Origin of the sequence: Streptomyces odontomachi, from assembly GCF_024435355.1 — a bacterium.
In the GTDB taxonomy this organism is placed as follows: Bacteria; Actinomycetota; Actinomycetes; order Streptomycetales; family Streptomycetaceae; genus Streptomyces; species Streptomyces odontomachi.
Map to the genome: position 1 here is coordinate 103,194 of NZ_JAMJWG010000001.1, position 22,160 is coordinate 125,353.

Sequence of the window (22,160 nt, forward strand, 5' to 3'; positions counted from 1 at the left end):
GTCGCGGCCTGCCAGGATCGCAGGCTGGGCCGGTGACGGTCCGGGGCGGGGGCCTCACGATACCGACGGCCCCGCCTGGCGCCTGCCGCCCGGGCCGGGCCGCAGGCAACCGACCGGAGCGCGCCGCAGGGCCGTCTGAAGCACTGGCCGCAGGGCCGTCTGAAGCGCTGTCCGAGCCGCACCCCCGAGCCGTCGCACGGGTCGTCTCGCCCTCTTTGTCTTTGTATCATCACATTCACGCCTCAAGGACGTATGTCTATGGATGCCGTCACCGTGGGCATCGGCGCACTCGTCGCTGGTGTCCTGCTCGTCGCGATCGTCTCGTTGCTCGTCGTCTCCCGGCTGCTGCGCAAGGTGGAGCAGGGCAAGGCGCTGATCGTCTCCAAGCTGCGCAAGGTCGATGTGAGCTTCACCGGGCAGGTCGTGCTGCCGGTGCTGCACAAAGCCGAGGTGATGGACATCTCGGTGAAGACCATCGAGATCACCCGGGCCGGCCGGGAGGGGCTGATCTGCCGGGACAACATCCGTGCGGACATCCGTATCTCGTTCTTCGTCCGGGTCAACAAGACCGCCCCGGACGTCATCAAGGTCGCTCAGGCCGTCGGGACCGCACGCGCCAGTGACCAGGCCACGCTGCAGGAACTGTTCCACGCGAAGTTCTCCGAGGCGCTGAAGACCGTCGGCAAGCAGATGGACTTCACCGACCTGTACACCAAGCGCGAGGAACTGCGCTTCCAGATCATCGAACTCATCGGCGTCGACCTCAACGGCTACCACCTGGAGGACGCCGCCATCGACTACCTGGAGCAGACGCCGCTGACCCAGCTCGACCCGGCGAACGTCCTGGACGCCCAGGGAATCCGGAAGATCACCGAACTCACGGCCGACCAGCATGTGCGCACCAACGAAGTGCAGCGCACCGAGGAGAAGGAGATCACCCGGCAGAACGTCGATGCCCGCGAGGCCATCCTGGAGCTGGAGCGCCGCCAGGCCGACGCGGAGATCAAGCAGAAGCGGGAGATCGACACCGTGCGGGCCAGGGAGGAGGCCGAGACGGCGCGGGTGGTGGAGGAGGAGCGGCTGCGGGCCCAGGGCGCGTTCCTGAAGACCGAGGAGCAGCTCGGTGTGCAGCGGGAGAACCAGGAACGCGAGGTCGCCGTCGCGCAGAAGAACCGCGAGCGCGTCATCGCCGTCGAGAACGAGCGCATCGAGAAGGACCGGCTGCTGGAGGTCATCGCGCGGGACCGCGAGACCGAACTGACGCGCATCGCCGCCAACAGAGAGGTCGAGGCGGAGAAGCGGGAGATCGCGGAGGTCATCCGCGAGCGGGTCGCCGTCGACCGCACGGTCGCCGAGCAGGAGGAGTCCATCAAGAAACTGCGCGCCGTCGAGGAGGCCGAGCGGCAGCGGCAGGCTGTGATCATCGCCGCCGAGGCCGAGGCGCAGGAGAAACTCGTCAAGGACATCAAGGCCGCCGAGGCCGCCGAGCAGGCAGCCACCCACCGGGCGGCCGAGGAACTCACCCTGGCCGAGGCACGGCTCAAGGCGTCCGACCTTCACGCCCGGGCGAAGCTGCGCCTTGCCGAGGGTGCGCAGGCCGAGGCCGCCGCCGAAGGACTCGCGGCCGTCCAGGTCCGCGACAAGGAGGCCGAGGTCATCGAGAAGGCCGGGCGTGCCGAGGCCGAGGCCACGGGGGCACGGATGCGCGCGGAGGCGGAAGGCACCGAGGCCCGACTGCGGGCCGAAGCGGAGGGCGCGCGGGCCAAGGCGCTCGCCGAAGCGGAGGCCGTCGGCAGCCGGCTGAAGGCCGAGTCGGCGGGCCTGACCGAGAAGGCCGCCGCGATGGCGGCCCTGGACGACGCCTCGCGCGGACACGAGGAGTACCGGCTGCGCCTGGAGGCCGAGAAGGACATCCGGCTCGCCGGCCTCGATGTGCAGAGGCAGGTCGCCGAGGCGCAGGCCACCGTGCTCGCGACCGGTCTGGAGAACGCCGACATCAACATCGTCGGCGGGGAGTCCGTCTTCTTCGACCGGCTGGTGTCCTCGATCGCGCTCGGCAGCGGCGTGGACGGCTTCATCGAGCACTCGAAGACCGCGCAGGTGCTCGCGAAGCCCTGGCTGGACGGTACGCGGAACATCGCCGACGACCTGGGCCGTGTCCTGGGCTCGATGTCCACAGCCGATGTGCAGAACCTGACCGTCTCCGCGCTGCTGATGCGCCTGATGCAGCACGACCCGGCCGACGCCGGCCGGCTACAGCAACTGCTGGACAAGGCGGGCGAGCTGGGTCTGGCCGACACCCCGCTCGCCGCGGTGAACGGCAGCGCCACGGTCTGACCGGCCGGCGTGATCCGGCTGCTGCCGCGCAGGGGACGGCAGCAGCCGGATCACGCACCCTGACGTGTGGAAGAGGGAACCATGACAACCGGCCCGGACACCGGTGTGCACCACGGGCTCGACGTGGGCACCTACGAGGTACTGCGCGACCGGCTCGCCGCGCAGGCCGCCGAACTCACCCGGCGCACCGAGGCGCTGAACACCCGGCGCGGGGCGGAGTTCGGCACACCGCGGCTCGAACTCACCGCCGCCGGACAGCTGTGCACCGAGTCGGCCTGCGTGCCCCGCGCCGTCGTCGCTGTCGGCGAGGGGCTGCTGCTCGGATACAACGCGGAGTCCGGCGACGCGCCGGAGGCGACCGCCGGTGACGTCTTCGCCCTTTACGACCGCTCGCTGAACCGGCTGCCCGAGGATGCCGCACCCGGTCTGCTGGACGACCCGGACTTCGTGCGGGAACTCACCGCGCTGTACCGCTACTACCGCCAGACGCGCCTGCTCGGGCTGCGGAGGGCCGGCGACAGGCTGCTGGCCCTCTTCCAGACGGGGGAGAGAGCCGATGACATCCGGGTCCTGCGATGGGCGCTCCGGGCGGACGGCGCGGCTTCGTTCCTGGACGCCCGCGGTGAACGGGACGACGTCCTCCCGCCGGCGCACGACATCAAGTGGACGGTGACGACCAGGGAAGACCACATCCCCGGCCGGCACCCGCACGTCTGCGTCCAGGACGAGGTCTTCGTCGACACCCTCGAAGGCACTCTCACCGTCAAGGCCGAGAACGACACGGGAACGGGCCAAGGTGTCTACGCCGAGCCGGTCGACGATCCCCTCCAGTCCCTCGCCGACGCCGACATCGCCCACGCACGCGCCGGCGCCACCCTGATCCTGCTGCGCGTCCGCCCGTACCACGAGGACACCGACCGATACCTGGTGTTCCACACACTCACCCGCACCGTCGTGCGCCTCGACGGCATCGGGCAGTCCTGCCGCCTGCTGCCCGAGGGACAGGGGATCGTCTTCCCCGGCGGTTACTGCCTCGCCGACGGCACCCACAAGGTCTTCGAACTGGACAGCCGCGGCCTGGAGTTCGAATGCACGGTGCGTTCCCCCCATGGCGAGGACGTGCTCTTCGCCTACCGTGCCCGCGCTCAGGGCCGCAGCCTGCTGCTGTCCTACAACACGATCCGCAAGGAGATGGCCGCCCCGCTGTCCTGCCACGGCTGGGCGCTGTCCGGCGACGGGACACTGACCGTGCTGCGCACGGTGGGCGACGAGGCCGCCCGCGTGCACCCGGCGCAGATCTGGCGTTCCCCCTACGTGTCCGAGACCCACGCCGCGGCGACGCCCACCGGCACGGGGGCGCTCGCGCGCGTCGGCAACGCCGACCTCGTCCGCGGCATCTCCGACTGCCTGTCCGTCGCGGGCACGGTGGCCGGGATGGCGCCCTCGACGCAGCTGTACGAGGGGCTCGTCGCCGACTGCGTCCGCGTCGCCGACTCCTACCACTGGCTCGGCGACGCCGATCTCGGCGACCTGCGCACCCCTCTGGACGGTGTGCGGGACACGGCCGAGCAGGTGACGGCCGAGTTCGCGGCCGTGCAGTCCCTCACCCGGCAGGCGGCCGAAGCACTCGAAGAGGCCACGGCGGGCCGGGCTGCGCTCACCCGGCGGCTGCGCGGCGAGGTTCCGCACTCCGCCATCGCCTGGATCACCGGGCTCACGGACCTGCGTCGCACCCTCGGGCACCTGCTGACGCTGAAAGAGATGCGGTATGCGGACACCGCACGGATCGACGAGGCAGCCGCGGAGACCGAGGCGGACCTGGCCTCCTTCGGGCAGCGCGCGGTCGCCTTCCTCGCCCGCGAGGACGCCTTCGCCGACCATCACGCGGACATCGAACAGCTCACCGCCCGGGCCGCCGAGATCGCCACCACGGCCGAGGCGGCGCCCCTTCTCGCCCGGCTCGACGCGCTCTCCGAGAGCCTGGAAACCGTCACGGAGATCGTCACGGGGCTCGACACGCAGGACGCCACTGTCCGCACCGGCATCCTGGAACGGATCTCCCAGACCGTCGGTGCCCTGGCCCGTGCCAGGGCCACCCTGGGCGCCCGCCGCCGTGCTCTCCTGGAGCAGGAGGGCCGGGCCGCCTTCGCGGCGGAGTTCTCGCTGTTCGGCCAGGCCGTCAGCAACGCCCTCGCCACCGCCGACACCCCGCAGCGCTGCGACGACCGGCTCGCGCAGCTGCTCGTGCAACTGGAGAACCTGGAGTCGCGCTTCGCCGAGTTCGACGACTTCGGCACCGAGCTCGCGGACAAGCGCACCGAGGTCCACGAGGCGTTCTCCGCCCGCAGGCAGACCCTCGCCGACGCCCGTGCCCGCCGCGTCGAACGGCTCGCGGACGCGGCGGACCGCGTGCTCCGGACGGTCTCCGGCCGTGCGGCCTCGCTCACCGACACCGAAGCGGTCACCACCTACTTCACCTCCGACCCCCTGGTCGCCAAGGTCCGCCGCACCGCGGACGAACTGCGCGATCTCGGAGACCGGGGCCGCGCCGAGGAGCTGACGGGCCGCCTCGAGGCCGCCCGCCGGGAAGCCGCACGCGCGCTGCGCGACCGCACCGACATGTATGCCGACGGCGGTAGGACCCTGCTCCTTGGCCGACACCGCTTCGCCGTCAACGCCGAGCCGCTGGACGTGGCCCTGGTCCCGGACGGCGAGGGCCTGGCCTTCGCGGTGACCGGCACCGACTACCGCGCCCCGATGACCGCACCGGACGCCGCCGCCTTCCACCGCTACCGGGACCGCCCGCTGCCCTCCGAGTCACCCGGCGTGTACCGGGCGGAGCATCTCGCCGCCTGCCTGCTCGACGAGCACGGGTCCGCCGCGCTGGCCGCAGCCGACCTTCCCGACCTGGTGCGCCGGACCGCCCAGGCACGGTACGACGAGGGCTACGAGCGGGGGGTCCACGACCACGACGCCACCGCGATCCTCACCGCGCTGCTCCGGCTGCACGAGGCCGCGGGCCCGCTGCGCCACGAGCCCGCGGCCCGCGCCACCGGCCAGCTGTTCTGGGCGCACGGGACCACCGCCGAGACCCGGCAGACGTGGCGGCGGCGCGCGGTGTCCCTCGCCCGCGCACGGGACACCTTCGGACCGACCGCGGAGATCGACGAGCTACGGGCCCAGCTGGCGGAGGCGATCACCGCGTGGGCGGGGGTGCCTGACGCACCGGCGGACGGCGGCGCTGCCGCAGCTGCGCCACGGACGGGTACGGGCGCGGCCCACCCCGTGCACGGCGCGACGGGTGGCGGACCAGCCGGGCACGCCGCGGCCGCCGCGTACCTCTTCGAGGAACTGACCAGTGGTCCCGACGGTTTCGTCCTCAGCGCAGCTGCCAGGACACTGCTCGACGCCTTCCGTGATGCGGTGGGCACGCCGGCGTACGACGACGACCTCGCCGCCCTCGACGAGCTGCCCGCACGCAAACAGCTCGTGGCGGCATGGCTGTCCTCGTACTGTGCCTTCCTCGGCCGGCACATCGCTCCCCAGGACCTGGCCGAGGCGGTGGCCGCAGAACTCTGCCCTGATCTGCCGCGCCATGTGTCGGACGCCGACCTGACGGAGACCGTCGACGGACTGCTCGGCACCCACCCCCGCATCGTCCAGGGGGAACTCACCCTCCGCATCGACGAGTTCCTGGCCCGCACCGAAGCCTTCCGGGCCCACGACGTGCCCGACCACCGCGCCTGGCAGCACCGCCGTACCGTCCTGGTGGCGGCCGAGCGCGACCGGCTCCACCTGGACACCCACCGGCCACGGGTCATGTCCGCCTTCGTGCGGACCAGGCTGATCGACGAGGTGTATCTCCCGCTGATCGGCGACAGCCTCGCCAAGCAGCTCGGCACCACGGGCGACGCGGGGCGCCCCGGCACCGGCGGCCTGCTGCTGCTCATCTCGCCACCCGGCTACGGCAAGACCACGCTCATGGAGTACGTCGCCGACCGTCTGGGCCTGCTGCTGGTGAAGGTCAGCGGTCCCGCCCTCGGCCACGCGGCGACCTCGCTCGATCCCGCCGACGCCCCGAACGCCACCGCCCGCCACGAGATCGAGAAGATCAACTTCGCGCTCGCGGCGGGCTCCAACACCCTGCTGTACCTGGACGACATCCAGCACACCTCCGCCGAACTGCTCCAGAAGTTCATCCCGCTGTGCGACGCCACGCGGCGCGTCGAGGGAGTCCTGAACGGCGAGCCGCACACCTTCGACCTGCACGGCAAGCGCTTCGCGGTCTGCATGGCGGGCAACCCCCACACCGAGTCCGGCAGCCGCTTCCACGTCCCCGACATGCTCGCCAACCGCGCCGACATCTGGAACCTCGGCTCCGTCCTGGCCGGCAAGGACAGCACGTTCGCACGGAGCTTCGTCGAATGCGCGCTGTCCGCGAACCCGGTCCTCGCGCCGCTCGCCGAACGGGACCGCGCGGACCTGGACCTGCTGATCCGCCTCGCCGAGGACGACCCCACGGCCCACGCCGACCGGCTCTCCCACCCCTACGCCCGCGCCGAACTGGAACGCACTCTCGCGGTCCTGCGCCATGTGCTCACCGCGCGCGCCACGGTCCTCGCCGTCAACGCCGCCTACCTCGCCTCCGCCGCGCAGAGCGACACCACACGCACCGAACCGCCCTTCCTGCTCCAGGGCTCCTACCGCAACCTGAACAAGATCACCCAGCGCATCCAGCCGGTCATGAACGACGCCGAACTGGCAGCCGTGGTCGACGACCACTACACGGCCGAGGCACAGACCCTGACCACCGCCGCCGAGGCCAACCTCCTCAAACTGGCCGAACTGCGCGGCACACCGACCGACCGGCAAGAAGCCCGCTGGACCCAGGTGAAAGCCGCCTACGTGCGCTCGCAGACGGGCGGCGAGCCAGCAGAGGACGAACAACTCACCCCCGCCCGGGCCGCCGACCCCGCCCACCCACGGAAGACGTCCCTCGTGGCCGCCCTCGGCCTGCTCGCCGACCGGGTCGCCGCCGTCGAATCGGCGATCACACGCGCCACCGACCCGCGCACCCTGCTGACCGTGCCGCGAGCCCGAACATGTCCCGAACCAGAGGAGCAGAAGTGATCTACTTCCTGATACCCGCCACCATCGCTGTCCTGATCATCGCGATGGGCACCGCCGTCCTGATCCGTCGCGACCGGCGACGCATGGCGGGCGACTCAGCAACCATGCGCGTCGAAGCAGCCGCCACACGCGGCATTCGAGACACCCGGCGCCGCGCTCGCGCCCACCAGCTGCGCTTCCTGCGCGAACGCGAATGACGCGGCGCACGGCACGGCTGGCTGCGGCGGTCCGCGGCGCCGCGCTCCAAGGGGTCAGGGCCGGTGCGCCGGAGGACCGCCCGGCTCGGTCATCGGCGCACTCGCTCCGGTACCCCCGGACACCGACCCGGCGTCCGCATCCCCTGCCGCCCGCTTGCGATCGGGTGACCACGCGGACAGCCGGGGCCAGGGCCAGCGCCTGCGCTTTCGTTGGCTGCGGTGACGGCGACGCGGGCGGTGAGTGGTGCGTCAGACGTTCACGCCGAAGTCGGCGGCGATGCCGGCCAGGCCGGAGGCGTATCCCTGGCCGACCGCACGGAACTTCCACTCCGCCCCATGCCGGTACAGCTCGCCGAAGACCATCGCGGTCTCGGTCGACGCGTCCTCGGACAGGTCGTAGCGTGCGATCTCCTGGCCCTGCGCCTGGTTCACGATCCGGATGAAGGCGTTGCGGACCTGACCGAAGCTCTGGCCACGGTTGTCGGCGTCGTGAATGGAGACCGGGAAGACGATCTTGTCGACCTCGGAGGGTACGGCAGCGAGGTCCACCTTGATGCTCTCGTCGTCCCCCTCGCCCTCTCCTGTGAGGTTGTCGCCCGTGTGCTCGACCGAACCGTCCGGACTCGTCAGGTTGTTGTAGAAGACGAAATGCCGGTCGGACAGGACCTTGCCGGATGCGTCGAGGAGAAGCGCGGAAGCGTCGAGGTCGTAGTCGGCGCCCGTCGTGGTGCGTACGTCCCAGCCCAGCCCGACCAGAACGGCCGTCAAGCCCGGGGCTTCCTTGCTCAGCGAGACATTGCCACCTTTGGACAGGGTGACTCCCATGCCATCTCCTCCTCGGAACCTGTCCGGAACAAGCTTGCCTGTGCAGGCACGACGTGATGACTCTACATCACTGTAGAAAGATGTGAGGGTTGAAGGAAGGTTGAAGGAAGGGAGCAGGGCCTGTCGAACCATCCGTGCAGAGGAGGGAATTGCTTCGACCGCGTGGCTGAGCGGGTTGTGTACTGCGCGTGATCGGCGGCGTCGTGCCGGAAGTCCCTACGATGTACTGCTCATGAACGTCATGCAGTGGGTGGGAAGGGAGAGCGGGTGTGACGCACCAGCGGCAGCGACCTCGGCGCCGGGGACAGGGTGAGCTGGAAGGGCTGGTCCTGTCGGCCCTGCGCGAGACGGACACTCCGGCGACCGCGGGCTGGGTGCAGGAGCGGCTCGGCGGTGACCTCGCTTACACGACGGTGATCACCATCCTGACGCGGCTGTTGGCCAAGGGTGCGGTGGCCCGGGAGCGTGCAGGCCGGTCCTTCGCCTGGACGCCGGTGTCCGACCAGGCGGGACTCGCCGCTTACAAGATGCGCAAGCTGCTGGACGGCGAGAGCGATCGGGAAGCGGTCCTCGCCAGCTTCGTCACCTCGCTGGACCCGGACGACGAACGCCTGCTGAGGGATCTGCTGAGCCAGGCGACCACCGAGGGAGAAGACTGAAGCCGCATGGGGGTGTTCGTCTTTCTTCCGCTGGTCCTGCCGCTCACGGCGTGGCCGATCGCCCGACTGGCCGAGCAGCACCTGCATCCCCGGACCGCGACGCGGCTGCTGACCGGTCTTGCGGGGGCCATGGCAGTGTGCAGCTTCGTGTGCCTGGGGCTGCTGATGGTGGTGGGCACCGCCCAACTGCCGGGCAACCCGCTGCCCGACGGCTGGTCCGATCCGGAGGTACGCGAGGCGGTGCCCTGCGACGAGGTCGCCGGCCGGGCGGCCGTACCGGCCCTGCTCGCGGTGGCCGCCGCCTGCGGAGCGACCCTGTGGCGCCATTGGCGGGTGCGTCGTGCGGCCCATCGGGCGCTGGCCGGCCTGCCGGACAGGGAAGTGGCCGTGCTGCCGGGCGAAGAACCCTACGCGTACGCGCTGCCCGGCAGAGCCCGGGACCGGATCGTGGTGACGGCGGCCCTGCTGCACCGTCTCGAACCGGCCGAGCGTCGTGCCCTGTTCGCCCACGAGCGCGCGCACCTGTCCGCCCGACACCATCGCGTCCTGCTGGTGGTGCGACTGGCCGCGCTGGCCAATCCGTTCCTGCACCCGCTGCGTGCGGCCGTGTCGTACACGACGGAGCGGTGGGCGGACGAGGAAGCGGCCGAGACTGTCGGCAGCCGCCGCACCGTGGCCCGTGCGATCGGCAAGGCCGCGCTGGTCGCCGGCGGTGCTCCTGTGCCCACGCTTGCGGGACTGGCCGTGCCCGGGCCCGTGCCGCGCCGAGTGGCCGCCCTCCTCGCGCCGGCACCCAGTGCGCGTACCTGGCCGTCCGCGTTCACGGCCGTGGGTATGGCCGCGTGGACGGCGGCTGTCGGCACGGCTGTGTCCGCCATGTCGTCCGCGAACTCCGCGCTGACGCTGGCGCTCGTGCTGCACGCGGCGACACCCCTGTAGGCGCCGCGCCGACGGGGAGGCACGTCGGACCGGTGCCTCATCGGAACCGGCCCGACGCGGGCGTGCGCTCGGTCAGAGGTCGAACTCGTGTGGCGGCAGGTCGAGCGTGAAGCACGCCTCGCGGACGACGGCCCGCTCGGACTTGTCGAAGTCGCCGTCGGCGCCTCCGATGACGATGCCGATCTGGATGACGGCGCGGGCCTCGGCGGGCTTCTTCTTGGCCTTGGCGACCTCCTGCAACACGCTGACCTTGCCGAAGTCGAAGTCGGCGGTCAGCTTGTCGAGGTTGTCGTCGAAGCGCCGCTGCAGGTCCGCCGCATCGAAGTTCTGCAGCACCTCGTTGGTGGCGATGAGCTGGGCCACCCGCCGCCGCTCCGCCGGGTCGACGGTGCCGTCGGCGGCGGCGACCAGGGCGCAGATGGCCATGCTGGCGTCGCGGAAGGCACCGCTCTTGAGGTCGTTCTTCTTCGCCACGAGCTGGGTCTGCATCGTCGATGCTGACTCCTTGAGGCGGTCCCACAGGGCCATGAGCACTCCATATTTTCGGTCGACGATCCTGCCCGCCGGACCGGCGGGCAGACGCGGCGTCGATATCCACAGCAACTGTCTACGGCAACTATCTACAGCAAAGTAGAAACTAGCGGGGCGGCAGATGAGTTCCGGGCGATTCGCGGATGTCGTCTGGAGAGCGGCCTCCACTTGGTCCGGGCCGCTCACGACATCACCGTGCTGCTTCTTACGATGACCGGCATGGCGAGGCGCAAGGTGCATCGGCGGGCGAAGAAGATCCCGGGCGAGGAGCCGCTGGCACTGGTCTGGTGCGGGCTGCGCGCGGACATACCCGCTCCGCCCGAGGACGTCCACCGGGCGGCGGGCAGGGCACGCCTGAAGCCGGGCAGGCACTGGCTGCACCACACCGGCTTGGTGCTGGCCGCAGTGATCATCATTCCGTATTTTCTCGTCGAGCAGCTGATGAACAGGATCGCGTGGCTGCTGAGCCCCGAGCGAGACCGTCAGGCACAGGCACAGGCCCGGCGGCGGGCGGCGCGCGAGGCGAACGAACCCGGGGCGAGCGCTGCGGCCGGTCGCCCCACTGCCCCCGCACCGGCCGACGGCGTGTTCGACGGCGACTGGTCCCGCACGGCGGGACAACTGCTGTTGCGCTGGTACGTGCACTCGCCGAACCCCAGGCGGTTGCTCCCGCTGACAGGGGGCCGCATCTGTCTCGCAGCTTCGCCGGGGCGCCGTCTGTCGCCCACCAAGGCCGACGACTTCGACATCGTCATGGAGTTCGCCCACCATGCGGCCCGGCTGCAACGGGAACCGGGGCAACGCCACTTCTTCGTGCGTTTCGCGGACGGTTCCTGGCTCGGTTTGGGGCGGTTGGCCGATTCGGAGGACGCCGACCACTTCCTACGGACGATCAGCACCTGACCGCCCGCCGGGGTGGCCGTACGACTCAGTCCTCGTCCTCCTCGTCGCCTTCGAAGAAGTCACCGATCTCGTCGACGGCTCCGGCCGCGACCATGCCGCCGACGACGCCCACCGCCAGACCGGCGGCCCTGGCGGCGACCGCGGTGCCGATGCCCGGGCGGTTCGCTGCACGGCGGCGTCTGCCTCCGGCGCCACCACGAACATCACGGCGACCGCTGCCGCCGCGCGCGACGTCTGAGCGGGCGAGCTTGTCACGCGGCGGGCGGGCAGCTCGGTACCGGAGCAGATGCCGACATGCCTGATCGCCGATGGAGCGAGGTGTCCGCAGCGGAATGCTAGGGTCATGGCCGCCTTCTGCGCTCATACCCGGCGCACAGTAGGAATGAGGTACGAGCCCCATGGACATTGAGCCCGACGCCACCGAAGGTGCGAAGGGCGGAGGAATCTCCACGGACTTCGAGATCGTCGTCGGCGCCGACGGAGAGATCCTGGCCTGGAGCGCCGCGGTCGAGCGCGTACTGGGCTACGGGGCACATGAGTTCGCGGGCGTGAGCGCTGACGACCTGTTCGCCACGGAGCTGCCCGATCCGGCACGCGCCCACATGTCCGCAAGGAAGCCTTGGACGAGCCAGGCCGCTCTGCGGCACCGAGACGGGTACCGGGTCGCCGGAAAGCTACAGGGCATGCCGCTGAAGGACCCGAATGGAGGGGCTCTCTGGCTTGTGACCGGAGCGGCGCCGACGTACTCCTCGGGTCCGACCGACGCGTCGGCGGCGGAGCTGTGGGACTGGACGCTGGCGCAGCTGCCGCTGCCCGTGGCCGTCTACGGACGTGATGCGCGGTTGGTGACCTGCAATCAGGCGATGAGCACTGCCATGGGCCTGACGCCCAAGGAGATGCGGGGCCTGACGGTGCGGGAGATCCAGGCATCCCACGACGAGATCGACCGCCTCCAGCGGCAGGTCCTGCGGACCGGTGAGCCGATTTACCGTGAGCGGGAACCCAGCCGGGCCACCGGCGAGGTCCGCGATCACGCCTGGTCCATTTTCATGTCGCCGTTGAAGGACGGTACCGGCACGGTGCAGGGCATGTCGGCCCTGGTGGTCGATACGACCGAGCAGTACTGGGCCCGCCGCCATCTGGCGGTGCTCAACGACGCCACCTCGCGCATCGGCAGCACGCTGGACGTTTCCAAAACCGCGGAGGAACTCGCCGAGGTGGCGGTGGGAGGCTTCGCGGACTTCGTGACCGTGGACCTTCTGGAGCCGGCCGCGTGGGGTGACGAGCCGGAAGCAGTGTCACCGACCGAGCCGGTGATGTTCCGCTGTGCCGCGCAGCACTCGGTGCTCCCGGGCTGCCCGGAGTCGGTGGTCCCGCCGGGGAGGACCGGCGTGTATCCCGTGGGCTCCCCGCCGATCCAGGCGCTGCTCACCGGCCGGGGTACCCGGCACAGGACCGGCGACCTGCCCATCCGGGAGTGGATGCTGGCCTCCCCGGCCCGCGCCGAGAGCATGAGGCGCCACGGGGTGCACTCGCTGATGCTCGTCCCGTTGCGCGCCCGAGGGGTCACCCTGGGTCTGGTCCTCTTCCTGCGGCATCGTACCGACGACGCCTTCGGCCGCGACGACCTGCTGCTGGCCGAGGAGATCGCCGCCAGGGCGGCGGTGAGCATCGACAACGCCCGCCGTTACACGCGCGAGCGCGAGACCTCTCTCGCCCTGCAACGCAGCCTGCTGCCCGACCGCCTGCCCGAGCTTGCGGCCGTGGACCTCGCCCACCGGTATCTGCCCGCGAGTCGGGAGAACGACGTCGGCGGGGACTGGTACGACACCATCCCGCTCTCCGGCGGTCGCGTCGCCCTGGTCGTGGGCGACGTGGTCGGCCACGGTGTACGCGCGTCGGCGACGATGGGCCGCCTGCGAACGGCCGTGCGAAGCTTTGCGGACGTCGATCTCGCCCCCGATGAACTGCTCACCCGGCTGGACGACCTCGTCCTGCGCCTCGACCGGGGCGAAGGGCCCGACACCCGGGGGGAGATCCACGACACCACCGGTGAAGTGGGGGCCACCTGCCTGTATGCCGTGTACGACCCGGTCTCCCGCCGCTGCCAGGTGGCCCGGGCCGGCCACCCCCCGATGGCCGTGGTGAGCCCCGACGGCAACGTGCAGTTCCTGGACATGGCCGCCGGTCCGCCACTGGGTCTGGGCGGCCTCCCGTTCGAGGTGGTCGACATCGAACTGGCCGAGGGCAGCGTGTTGGCCCTGTACACCGACGGCCTGGTCGAGGCCGTGGGACGGGACATCGACGTCGGTCTCGACCTGCTGGAGGACGGGCTGCGCAACGCCGGCCCCTCTCTGGAGGAGACCTGCGCGCACGTGATGCGCAAGGTGCGGCCGGCCCCCGCGGCAGACGACGTCGTCCTGCTCCTGGCCCGCACCCACGCCCTGGACGCCGACCGGGTACGTACCTGGCAGCTGCCCTCCGATCCCGCCGCCGTCGCCAGGGCCCGCCGGACAGCAGTAGAACAGGTGACCGACTGGGGCCTGGGTGAGCTCATCTTCTCCATCGAGCTGATCGTCAGCGAACTGGTCACCAACGCCATCCGCTACGGCCACACGCCCATTCAGTTGCGCCTCATCCGTGCCGACGCGCTCATCTGCGAGGTGTCCGACGGCAATATCGCCGCCCCGCACCTGCGGCGAGCGCGGACCTTCGACGAGACCGGACGCGGGCTCCTGCTCGTCGCCCAAGTCGCCGAGCGATGGGGCACCCGCCAGACCCCCACCGGTAAGACCATCTGGGCCGAGCTACCGCTGCCGGGCTGAGCCGAGCCGCTCGGCCCACGCCCCGAAGCGAACGGCCAAAGGCCCCTGTGCGGGACGGACGAGCGAATCGTGCTACGGCTCCGCACGGGCGAAAAGCCGTCACCGTCATGGTGTGGACCCCGAGCAGGTCCTGACCCACGTGAAAACGAGCGGTGGCTATTGCAACCTTCCGGTTGCATGTACGGGCGCAGATGTGCAATCGTCGAGTTGCACATTGGCTTACGAGGGAGGATCCGTGACCGACGCCACCTGCACCACCGCGGAACTGGCCGAGCTCGACCGGATTGCGCGGCAGATCGACATCGACGCCCCGGCCGAGCGGGTATGGGAGCTGGTCATGCGGCCCGGCTGGTACGTCAACGACGGCGTGGTCGAGGCCGATCCGGACCTGCGCTACGAGGGTGATGTGGCTGTGGTGCGCCATCCTTCGCTGGGCGAGTTCCGATTCCGGACGGTGGAACTGGACAAGCCGCGCTACGCGGCGTTCCGCTGGATCGGAACCCCGTTCCGGGACGAGTCGACACCATCGACCCTGGTCGAGTTCTGGATCGACGAGCGCAGCGGCGGTGGGGTAACCCTGCGCGTAGTGGAGAGCGGGTTCTCCGGCCTCGCCGACGATCCGGCCGCGTGGCTGAAGGAACGCGAAGGCAACGACAACGGGTGGCTCGTCGAACTCGAGGTCGCCAAGGCGTTCGTCGAGGCGAGGGCGTCGATTTCGACGGCGCGCCCGTGACGGCCGCCCTTCCCGTCGTGTGTGCCGCGCTCGGCGACGCGACGCGCTGGAAGATTCTCACCCGGCTCGGCGAGGGCCCGATGTCGGCGTCCGCGCTGGCCAAGGTCTTGCCGGTGAGCCGGCAGGCGATCGGCAAGCACCTGGAGGTGCTGCGCGACGCCGGGTTGGTTGAGTCCGAGCAGCGCGGGCGCGAGGTCGTCCATATCGCCGTCGGCACCCAGCTCGGCGCGCTGGCCCGGGAGCTCGACCGGATAGGTCGCTCCTGGGAGACCCGTCTTCTGCGCATCAAACAGCTGGCGGAGCGCCCTTCCCCTGACGCGGCCGGCGAAGTGACGAAAGGACAAGGTCATGACTGATCAGGAGAATGGGACGGCTGACCGCGCGCCGGCGTTGCCGGCGGTGGCCGACCGGGCCACCTTCCAGGCAGAACTGGAAAAGCTGCGAGTGCGGGAGAAGGCGCACACCCGGGAAGGCGACGCGATCGCTGCGGCTCGACGGCGCCTGCCGATGGTCGAGGTGGCCGCCGATCTCGAGCTGATCGGGCCCGACGGGTCGGTCACCCTGCTCGAAGCGTTCGAGGGACGCCGCCAGCTCATCGCCTACTACTTCATGTGGCACCACGGCCACCCCGCGGCCGAGCAGTGTGAAGGCTGCACGTGGGTCACCACCCAGGTCGAGGAGCTGTCCTACCTTCACTCGCGGGACATCACCTATGCGGTCTTCTGCCAGGGTCCCTACGAGGAGAGCCGTCGCTACCGTGACTTCATGGGCTGGGACGTGCCGTGGTACTCGGCAGTGCCCTCCCAGGACGCGCTCCTGGTCGGGCGCCATGTCGGCATGATGCACCTCGTGTGCTACCTGAGGGACGGTGACCGCATCTTCGAGACCTACTGGACGACCCTGCGTGGCGTAGAGGCCATGGACTACAGCTACGCGCTCATGGATCTCACTGTGTACGGACGTCAGGAGCTGTGGGAGGACTCGCCCTCCGGCTGGCCCCGCACTCAGGGCACGCCGGCCGATCACGTACGCCTGCGGAGCGACGGGCGGCCCATCCCTCAGTGGTCACGACTCGAGGCCGGCCGCCGCGACGACCTCACACCGGGCCCCTGACGCTCAAGCGGCCGCGCCGGGCCTGGTGGTCGACGGTGACCGTGCAGCCCGCGGCGATGGCATTGACCTGGCCGGGACCGAGCGAGACGTGCGCGGTCGGACGGCACCTGAAATGATCACGCGGATCCGCATCGGGAGGACCAGGCGTCCGCCGGGGGCGAGCCGGTCGAGGATCTTCACGGGTCCGTCGCCGGCGCCGACGGCGCTGTGGCCAGGTGAGTCCGAGACCCTGACCGGCACGAGTCCGAGATCCTGACCGGCATGTACGACTCCGCCGATCTGCACGGCGCGACCCCGGTGGCCGGTGTCTCCGGCCGGGACGTTCCGAACGCGGACGTGGTGGCGGACTGAATCGTCCGGCGCGCAGTTCGCGGCGGCTGCGGGCGGGCCCACCAACCCCGTGGGGGGCGGGCGGCGGTGGCCGGGCCTGGCCTGCACCCCGGTCGTGACCGCGGTCGTTGGACATGCTCGCCGCGCCGGCCCCCACCGGCGTGATGAGGATTCCGTGGAGCGTGGAGGCCGTGCTGGCGGGACGTGCGAGAGGCCCGATTCCGCCACAGCGCGTGACTGATCGGTTTCGTACTGCGCTCCTGGGTGGCATATTCTATTTTGATAGTTTTTGTCCGCTCTTTGTCGCAGGCGCTGGGTCCTGCCTGGGGTCGTACACGCTCCGTCTCGGAGGAGGGAAGGAAGTGGTGCGATGACCGGGACCCAGCGCGTCACACCTGCTCCCCTTCAGCGGCGCGTCACCGCTGGCCGGTGGATCCGGGGAGGGGAGGCGTGGTGTGCGGTGGTGGGGGCCGTCTTCGCGGTGGCCCAGTGCGTGCTGGTGCGTCCGGACATGGGGCTCGGCTGGGACGAGACGGTGTACATCAGCCAGGTCAGCGCGCACGCCCCGGCGGCCTTCTTCAGCGCACCGCGCGCCCGTGGTGTCTCCCTGCTGGTGGCACCGATCGTCTCGTGGTCGTCGTCCACACCCCTGCTCCGCATGTACCTCGCGGTGCTGTCCGGGCTGGGCCTGTTCCTGGCGTTGCGCGCCTGGCGCGGGGTCTTCCCGATGCGGGCGGTGGCGCTGGGTGGGGGACTGTTCGCCTCGCTGTGGGTGACGTTGTTCTACGGCCCGCAGGCGATGCCCAACCTCTGGGTGGCGCTCGGCGCCCTCGCTGCGGTGGGGTGCTTCCTGCGGGCACAGTCCGACCGGAGCCGGTCCGGGGCGCTGTGGGGGGTCGCGGTGAGTGTGGCGCTGATGGCGCTGATGCGGCCGACGGACGCCGCATGGGTGAGCCTTCCGCTGCTTCTGGTGCTGCTCGCCGTGGACAGGTGGCGGTACCTACGGCTGCTGGCCGCGCTCGTTGGCGGACTGGCGGCCGGCGCGGCGGAATGGGTGATCGAAGCGTACGTCAGCTACGGCGGTCTGGCCCGCCGGCTGTCCGACGGCTCCCGTATCCAGGGCGGTCTGAGCTGGCACAACGCCACCGCTGACCAGTTGCGCAGCCTGGGCGGGCGTACCCTGTGCCGGCCATGCGCGGGGGCGATGCCGAGCGTGATCGTGACCCTGTGGTGGTTTGCGCTGCCCGTCTTCGCGGTGCTCGGTCTGCTGGTGGCCGTGCGGGCGCGGCGGGCCGCCGCCACCGTGCTGCCGTGCGCATGTGCCGTGGCCGTTGCGGTCCCGTACCTGTTCTTCGTCGGCTACGCCGCCCCCCGCTTCCTGCTGCCCGCCTATGCCCTGCTGTCCCTGCCGGCCGCCGGTGCGCTGGTCTTCCTGGTGACCGCGGAGGGAGGGCTTGGGCGGCCGCTCGTGGCGACCGCGGTGGTGGTCGGTCTGCTCGGGCATCTGGCCGTGCAGGCCGTGGTGCTGGAACGTCTGGTCGGTCGGGTGACGGAGGGACATCGGCGCTGGGCGCGCCTGGCGGCCGTACTGCACTACAACGGGGTACGGCCGCCCTGCGTGGTGACCGGCCATGCCCCCGAGGCGCCCTCGGTCCCGATCGCCTTCTATGCCGGGTGCGCTTCCGCCGACACCGGTGGGCACAACGTGAACACCACCCCGGCCGCCCTCGCGCGGACCGCACGTCGGACACCGGTCGCCGTCCTGACCGCCCACGGCGTGCGGGCGCCGTCCTACGCCCGCACCTGGCGGACGGTGCACCTGGACGGACAGGTGTACGCCCGCCTCGCTCCCACCGCCCAGGAACGCTCCATTCCGCCCGTGACCGACCCCGCCCCCGACCAGGGCCGGCCGGCTCCAGCACCCTCCCCCCGTGGGTGCCCACCGGTCGTTTCCCGGCGATGAGAGGGACGGTTCGAGGAGGGAGAGGCGAAGGGGGCGGCCTGGGCGCGCTGGGGCGGGAGATCACCAAGTTCGGCGTGGTCGGTGGCCTGGGCCTGGTGGTGAACTTCGGAGTGTTCAACCTCTTCCGGTTGTGCACCCCGTTGTCCACGGTGCAGTGCGGTCTCGCCGGCACCGGCGTGGCGGTCGTCGTCAACTACCTGGGCTACCGCTACTTCACCTACCGCGACCGGGACAAGAGCGGCGTCGCCCGGGAGTTCTCGCTCTTCGTACTGTTCAGCGCCGCCAGTCTCACCATCGAGAACGGGGGTCTGTACGCCGCGCTGCACTGGTTCGGCTGGGACACCGCGCTCCAGGACAACCTGGTCAAGGCGCTCGGTATCGCCGTCGCCACCGTCTTCCGTTTCTGGTCGTACCGGACCTGGGTGTTCCGGCTGTCACCGCCGGCGGAGGAGCCGACCTGACCCCAGGCGGTGAGTGCCGTCCCCGCCTCGGCGGGCGCCGTCAGGGTGAGGACGGCGCGAGCACCACCAGGTAGGCGCCGTACACCACCGAGACCGCGGCCAGGGCACCCGTCAGCACCGCCCGGGTCCGTGGCCGGGCCCGCGCCAGCGCGCACGCCGGCGGGAGTAGCAGGGGAAACGCCGGGAGCAGGAAGCGTGGGCGCGAGGCGAAGTAGTTGGTGCCGCCGAACGCGATCGCAACCAGCACCACCGTATAGACCAGCAGGACGGGAGGTGGCCGATCGCGGACCAGGAGCAGCAGCCCGAGCAGTGCCGCTGCCAGCGTGACGGCCGCCCCGTACTGGAAGAGCTTCCCGCCGTGCAGGGCCAGCCGCCCCACGAAAGCGAACGTGTAGTGGCCGAAGTCGAAGCGTGACCCCCATGTCCGCTGGACCGTGAAGTATCCCAGGACGGACCCCGACCGCAGCCCCGCCCAGAGCACGTAACCCAGCCATCCCAGGGGCGCGATCACGGGTGCCGCCCACACCCGCGGGCTTCGGCGGCACTGCGGACGGCGCCACAACTCCACGCAGGCGGCGCAGGCGACCGCAACGGCGACCGCGATGCCGTTGGGACGCGTGAGCCCTGCGAGCAGCGCGAGACCGGCGGCCCAGACCCATCGTCGGGTGAGCGCCGCGTAGAGCGCCCATGCGGCGAGGGCGGTCAGTACGGACTCGCTGTAGGCCATGGTCCCCACGACGGCGTGCGGGAGCACTCCCCAGAGCACCACGAGCATCAGGCCGACCCGCCGGCCGTGGAGTCGCGCACCGATGGCATACATGCCGCAGCACGCGCCCCCGGCCGACACCCAGGCGACGAGGAGACCCGCGTTGACCATGCCGATCGGAAGGGCGGTCGTCACGGCCCGTTCGAGGCTCGGGTACAGCGGGAAGAAGGCCAGGTCGGTCTGGATCACGCCGCTCTTGTCCGGGAGCGTCATCACGCCGTAACCGCTGCGCGCCACCCGTTCGTACCAGAGCGCGTCCCAGTGCGCACCGAGCCGCGAGCGGGGGTGTCTGCCCACCGACCAGGCGGCGGCCACCACCACGAGCAGGCAGGTCAGCCGTACCGCGGCGTAGACGCCCAGGGCCGGTGCCACCGAACCCAGCAGGCCGCGTACCCGGACGACCTTCCTGGTGCGTTCGAGGGTGGGCGTGGGACCTGCGGGCACGGCGCACCTCCGAGACGGTGTGGCGATGGGCCCCCTGCGGGCGTGCCGGAGCTCGGCCCCTGTGCCTCGGTGCCAGTATGTGTTTTCGGCGGGCGACCGGCCATCCGGCGTCCAGCGGACACCGCGTTCGGGTGACGGTCCCGCAGAGCGGGCAGGGGAGCTGCGAGGATGCGGCAAAGAGCGCCCTGTCCGATGGGGGGACGTCCTCGGCACGCCAAGGAGCACGACACATGCCCGCAGCGTTGGCGCAGGCCCTCATCCTGGCCGGTGGCCGGGCCACCCGCCTGCGACCGTATAGCGACCACGCCCCCAAGGCCATGGTTCCGGTGGCCGGCGCCCCCATCATCTGCCACCAGTTGCTCTGGCTCGCGGCCCACGGCGTGACATCGGTGACCGTCTCGTGCGGCTACCAGGCCGAGCGAATCTGCCAGTACGTGGAGGACGGCGCACGCTTCGGGATCGTGGTCCGGTACACGATCGAAGAGGAGCCGCTGGGGCGCGGCGGGGGCCTCAAGTTCGCAGCCCGGCAGCTGGCCGACCCCGACGCGCCGTTCCTCGTCCTCAACGGCGACGTGATCAGCACCTGCTCGCTCAGCGACCTGGCCGGGTACCACCGAGGGCATGGCGAACCGGCCACCGTCGCGCTCTCGCCGTACCGCTCGCAGTGGGGCGTCGCCGACCTGGACGACGCGAACCGCATCCGTGGCTTCGTCCAGTCCCCCGAACTTCCCTACTGGATCAATGCCGGAATCTACGCGTTCGATCCCTCCGTGATCGATCTCCTCCCGGACCGGGGCGATCACGAGGACAGCACGTTTCCCGCACTGGCGCGGGAAGGCCACATGGTCGGCTACCGCATCTCCGGTTACTGGCGAGGAATCGACACCCCGAAGGATGTGCTGGAGGCGTCCAGAGAGTTGACGAAGGCTGGACGTGTCCCGGCCCCCGAATTCCATGTTCCGGAACCCGAAGCCGTGGAAGCCGGCGGGGAAGAGGCACCGGACGGCACCGGAGCCTGAGGGACGGCAGGCCGACCGTACCGGTGCTGCCCCAGGAGGCGGTGGACACCACGATCGGCCGCCGCTGACTGTGCTGCCTCTCGGTTGGATGAGGCGGAGGTGAAGCCGGAGGGAACGTAGTACTGCGCGCTGTAGTCCGCATGGCATTCCTGGGCGTAGAACCATCCGCCCGGCGCGGAGTTGCTGATGCTGATGTGCGCCCGCTTCGCACCGCACGACGGGCTGTACCGGAGCTCGACCAGTCAGGGCGGATCTCTGCTCAGCCGGGCACGCCGTGGTCGCGAAGTGGTCCGACGCGCCAGCCTCGTGTGGTGCAGGTGTCCAGGATGCGGGGCAGGGCTGCCAGGGTGTTGCGCCAGGAACCGGGGGCGGAGGTGCAGTCGCTGTCGTGCAGCAGCACGGTGCCTCCGCCGGTGAGGTCGCGGGCGACGGTGTCGTGGACGGAGCGGGGGGTGGCCCGGCGGCGCCAGTCCTCACCCCACGCGGTCCACAGGACCGGCGTCAGATCGAGTCGACGGCAGGCGAGATGAGCGGCCGTCGTCAGCACGCCGTAGGGTGGCCGGAACAGCCTGGGGGGCTCGCCCGTGATCCCGGCCACGGCGTCACGAGCCCGTGCCAGGTCCTCGTGGGTGGCGCGGGGGCCACGCAGCAGCAGGGGCCGGTGGTGCCAGCCGTGGATGCCGATCTCGTGGCCGGCCGCGACCATCTCGCGCGCCACACCTGGTGCGCGCACCAGCATGGAACCGAGCACGAAGAAGGTGGCGTGGACGCCGCGCGCGTCCAGGGCCTTCAGGAAGTGCGGAGTGGAGAGGCGGTCGGGCCCGTCGTCGAAGGTGAGGGCGACGTGGTCGGCGCGTCCCTGACCGGCCAGGCGGGGCATGACCCGGTTGCGCAGCGGACCGAACGTCGAGACGACGGGTGCCGCGTGCACGATGAGCGACGCGGTCGCGAGAACGGGAGGCCCCAGAAGGCCGGCGCGCAGCAT

The 22,160-nt window shown here is 70.9% G+C and carries 18 protein-coding genes; 13 read left to right on the forward strand and 5 right to left on the reverse strand.

The window, feature by feature from the left end; genetic code table 11:
• The first annotated feature begins 258 nt into the window (after positions 1–258).
• From NQO67_RS00415 to NQO67_RS00425, 3 genes are all read left to right on the forward strand, one after another.
• Positions 259–2,337, forward strand: coding sequence for an SPFH domain-containing protein (locus NQO67_RS00415; RefSeq protein ID WP_255945137.1), 2,079 nt, complete (start codon positions 259–261; stop codon positions 2,335–2,337).
• 81 nt (positions 2,338–2,418) lie between these two features.
• Entirely contained in the window at positions 2,419–7,467 is a 5,049-nt protein-coding gene (locus tag NQO67_RS00420; protein WP_255945139.1) for a DNA repair ATPase, read from the forward strand.
• Positions 7,464–7,664 (forward strand): hypothetical protein, encoded by a 201-nt coding sequence (locus NQO67_RS00425; protein ID WP_255945141.1) that lies wholly within the window; start codon positions 7,464–7,466, stop codon positions 7,662–7,664. Before NQO67_RS00420 ends, NQO67_RS00425 begins: the two co-directional genes overlap by 4 nt.
• 249 nt (positions 7,665–7,913) lie before the next feature.
• On the opposite strand, the gene NQO67_RS00430 is transcribed toward NQO67_RS00425, so the two are convergent.
• Entirely contained in the window at positions 7,914–8,489 is a 576-nt protein-coding gene (locus NQO67_RS00430) for a TerD family protein (RefSeq protein ID WP_255945143.1), read from the reverse strand.
• Between the two features lie 269 nt (positions 8,490–8,758).
• Between NQO67_RS00430 and NQO67_RS00435 the strand changes: the two genes are divergently transcribed.
• Both NQO67_RS00435 and NQO67_RS00440 read left to right on the forward strand, forming a co-directional pair.
• Positions 8,759–9,148, forward strand: a complete 390-nt coding sequence (locus tag NQO67_RS00435; RefSeq protein WP_255945145.1) for a BlaI/MecI/CopY family transcriptional regulator — start codon at positions 8,759–8,761, stop codon at positions 9,146–9,148.
• A 6-nt stretch (positions 9,149–9,154) separates the two neighbouring features.
• Positions 9,155–10,087: a M56 family metallopeptidase gene (locus tag NQO67_RS00440; RefSeq protein WP_255945147.1), complete on the forward strand. Its 933-nt coding sequence runs from the start codon at positions 9,155–9,157 to the stop codon at positions 10,085–10,087.
• A 72-nt stretch (positions 10,088–10,159) separates the two neighbouring features.
• Here the strand turns inward: NQO67_RS00440 and NQO67_RS00445 are convergent, their stop codons facing one another.
• Entirely contained in the window at positions 10,160–10,615 is a 456-nt protein-coding gene (locus NQO67_RS00445) for a tellurite resistance TerB family protein (RefSeq protein WP_255945149.1), read from the reverse strand.
• Between the two features lie 222 nt (positions 10,616–10,837).
• Between NQO67_RS00445 and NQO67_RS00450 the strand changes: the two genes are divergently transcribed.
• Positions 10,838–11,521 carry a hypothetical protein gene (locus NQO67_RS00450; protein ID WP_255945151.1) on the forward strand — a complete coding sequence of 228 codons (684 nt, stop codon included), beginning with the start codon at positions 10,838–10,840 and terminating at the stop codon, positions 11,519–11,521.
• Positions 11,522–11,546: 25 nt separating this feature from the next.
• On the opposite strand, the gene NQO67_RS43635 is transcribed toward NQO67_RS00450, so the two are convergent.
• On the reverse strand, positions 11,547–11,885 hold the full coding sequence (locus NQO67_RS43635; RefSeq protein WP_305125243.1) for a hypothetical protein: 339 nt from the start codon (positions 11,883–11,885) through the stop codon (positions 11,547–11,549).
• 34 nt (positions 11,886–11,919) lie between these two features.
• Between NQO67_RS43635 and NQO67_RS00460 the strand changes: the two genes are divergently transcribed.
• From NQO67_RS00460 to NQO67_RS00485, 6 genes are all read left to right on the forward strand, one after another.
• A complete protein-coding gene (locus NQO67_RS00460) occupies positions 11,920–14,346 on the forward strand; it encodes a SpoIIE family protein phosphatase (protein WP_255945153.1) in 2,427 nt (808 codons plus the stop codon).
• A gap of 235 nt (positions 14,347–14,581) precedes the next feature.
• The gene (locus tag NQO67_RS00465) at positions 14,582–15,079 is read left to right on the forward strand and encodes an SRPBCC family protein (protein WP_255945155.1); all 498 of its coding nucleotides are present in this window, start codon (positions 14,582–14,584) and stop codon (positions 15,077–15,079) included.
• Positions 15,076–15,435 (forward strand): ArsR/SmtB family transcription factor, encoded by a 360-nt coding sequence (locus tag NQO67_RS00470; RefSeq protein ID WP_255945157.1) that lies wholly within the window; start codon positions 15,076–15,078, stop codon positions 15,433–15,435. Before NQO67_RS00465 ends, NQO67_RS00470 begins: the two co-directional genes overlap by 4 nt.
• Positions 15,428–16,192: a DUF899 family protein gene (locus NQO67_RS00475; protein ID WP_255945159.1), complete on the forward strand. Its 765-nt coding sequence runs from the start codon at positions 15,428–15,430 to the stop codon at positions 16,190–16,192. Before NQO67_RS00470 ends, NQO67_RS00475 begins: the two co-directional genes overlap by 8 nt.
• A 700-nt stretch (positions 16,193–16,892) precedes the next feature.
• Positions 16,893–18,485 (forward strand): hypothetical protein, encoded by a 1,593-nt coding sequence (locus tag NQO67_RS00480; RefSeq protein WP_374118876.1) that lies wholly within the window; start codon positions 16,893–16,895, stop codon positions 18,483–18,485.
• Complete coding sequence (locus tag NQO67_RS00485) at positions 18,482–18,946, forward strand: GtrA family protein (protein WP_255945161.1); 465 nt, start codon at positions 18,482–18,484, stop codon at positions 18,944–18,946. Before NQO67_RS00480 ends, NQO67_RS00485 begins: the two co-directional genes overlap by 4 nt.
• A gap of 40 nt (positions 18,947–18,986) precedes the next feature.
• Here the strand turns inward: NQO67_RS00485 and NQO67_RS00490 are convergent, their stop codons facing one another.
• Positions 18,987–20,156, reverse strand: coding sequence for a hypothetical protein (locus NQO67_RS00490; RefSeq protein ID WP_255945163.1), 1,170 nt, complete (start codon positions 20,154–20,156; stop codon positions 18,987–18,989).
• Between the two features lie 230 nt (positions 20,157–20,386).
• Here NQO67_RS00490 and NQO67_RS00495 point away from each other — a divergent pair, with 230 nt between their 5' ends.
• Entirely contained in the window at positions 20,387–21,175 is a 789-nt protein-coding gene (locus NQO67_RS00495; RefSeq protein WP_255945165.1) for a nucleotidyltransferase family protein, read from the forward strand.
• A gap of 259 nt (positions 21,176–21,434) precedes the next feature.
• On the opposite strand, the gene NQO67_RS00500 is transcribed toward NQO67_RS00495, so the two are convergent.
• Positions 21,435–22,160 (reverse strand): polysaccharide deacetylase family protein, encoded by a 726-nt coding sequence (locus NQO67_RS00500; RefSeq protein ID WP_255946654.1) that lies wholly within the window; start codon positions 22,158–22,160, stop codon positions 21,435–21,437.

What these genes read in the sequence shown, in the direction of transcription:
- NQO67_RS00415 (WP_255945137.1), top strand. Translation starts at nt 259, where the DNA reads ATGGATGCCGTCACCGTGGGCATCGGCGCACTCGTCGCTGGTGTCCTG.
- NQO67_RS00420 (WP_255945139.1), top strand. Translation starts at nt 2,419, where the DNA reads ATGACAACCGGCCCGGACACCGGTGTGCACCACGGGCTCGACGTGGGC.
- NQO67_RS00430 (WP_255945143.1), bottom strand. Translation starts at nt 8,489, where the DNA reads ATGGGAGTCACCCTGTCCAAAGGTGGCAATGTCTCGCTGAGCAAGGAA.
- NQO67_RS00440 (WP_255945147.1), top strand. Translation starts at nt 9,155, where the DNA reads ATGGGGGTGTTCGTCTTTCTTCCGCTGGTCCTGCCGCTCACGGCGTGG.
- NQO67_RS00445 (WP_255945149.1), bottom strand. Translation starts at nt 10,615, where the DNA reads ATGGCCCTGTGGGACCGCCTCAAGGAGTCAGCATCGACGATGCAGACC.
- NQO67_RS00450 (WP_255945151.1), top strand. Translation starts at nt 10,838, where the DNA reads ATGGCGAGGCGCAAGGTGCATCGGCGGGCGAAGAAGATCCCGGGCGAG.
- NQO67_RS43635 (WP_305125243.1), bottom strand. Translation starts at nt 11,885, where the DNA reads ATGAGCGCAGAAGGCGGCCATGACCCTAGCATTCCGCTGCGGACACCT.
- NQO67_RS00460 (WP_255945153.1), top strand. Translation starts at nt 11,920, where the DNA reads ATGGACATTGAGCCCGACGCCACCGAAGGTGCGAAGGGCGGAGGAATC.
- NQO67_RS00475 (WP_255945159.1), top strand. Translation starts at nt 15,428, where the DNA reads ATGACTGATCAGGAGAATGGGACGGCTGACCGCGCGCCGGCGTTGCCG.
- NQO67_RS00480 (WP_374118876.1), top strand. Translation starts at nt 16,893, where the DNA reads ATGACCGGGACCCAGCGCGTCACACCTGCTCCCCTTCAGCGGCGCGTC.
- NQO67_RS00485 (WP_255945161.1), top strand. Translation starts at nt 18,482, where the DNA reads ATGAGAGGGACGGTTCGAGGAGGGAGAGGCGAAGGGGGCGGCCTGGGC.
- NQO67_RS00495 (WP_255945165.1), top strand. Translation starts at nt 20,387, where the DNA reads ATGCCCGCAGCGTTGGCGCAGGCCCTCATCCTGGCCGGTGGCCGGGCC.
- NQO67_RS00500 (WP_255946654.1), bottom strand. Translation starts at nt 22,160, where the DNA reads ATGCTGCGCGCCGGCCTTCTGGGGCCTCCCGTTCTCGCGACCGCGTCG.